Origin of the sequence: Rheinheimera pleomorphica (assembly GCF_011634895.1) — a bacterium.
Taxonomy (GTDB): Bacteria; Pseudomonadota; Gammaproteobacteria; order Enterobacterales; family Alteromonadaceae; genus Alishewanella; species Alishewanella pleomorphica.
In genome coordinates, this window is sequence record NZ_SIRR01000029.1 from 1 (window position 1) to 511 (window position 511).

Annotated in this window: 1 protein-coding gene; it reads left to right on the forward strand. The window is 56.8% G+C overall.

Annotated elements, in window-relative coordinates:
* The coding region (locus tag EYB30_RS16300; protein ID WP_206674675.1) for a hypothetical protein at positions 1 to 511 on the forward strand (511 nt) is incomplete at both ends.

Sequence of the window (511 nt, forward strand, 5' to 3'; positions counted from 1 at the left end):
AAGCACGGATACGCATAAGGTCCTGTTATCCGGCCAGGGCCAGCAGGTGAGTTTTGCCAGTGGCGGCGCGGGAAGTTCACGGTCACGCTTTGCAACCTTAGAGCTGGCCGAAGGCTCGGGCAGTAGCGTGCGCTTTGTTACGCCGATGGTGGCACTGCGTCTGGTAAGCCATGGCCAGGCGTTGCAGCCTTTTATGTTAGGGCTGAACTGGACACTGGAGCGCGACGAGGTGATCCAGGGGAATTACCACTTAGCCGGAGGTGAAATTAATCTGGCCGGCCATAGCTTAACCATTAAAGGAGAGCTGTTACATTCTGCTGGGATCATGCGGCTTGGCGGCGGGCGTTTGCTGGTAGAAGGCGATTATCGCCTGCAGCAACGGTTGGAAACCGAAGGCTATGCTGAAAGCACCGGCCAGCTGGTCATGACCAATGACGCTGATTATGTGCTGGTGCAGGGCGATTTTGTGATGCAAAGCCGCAGCAGTCATGATGGGCAACTGACGGCAGGG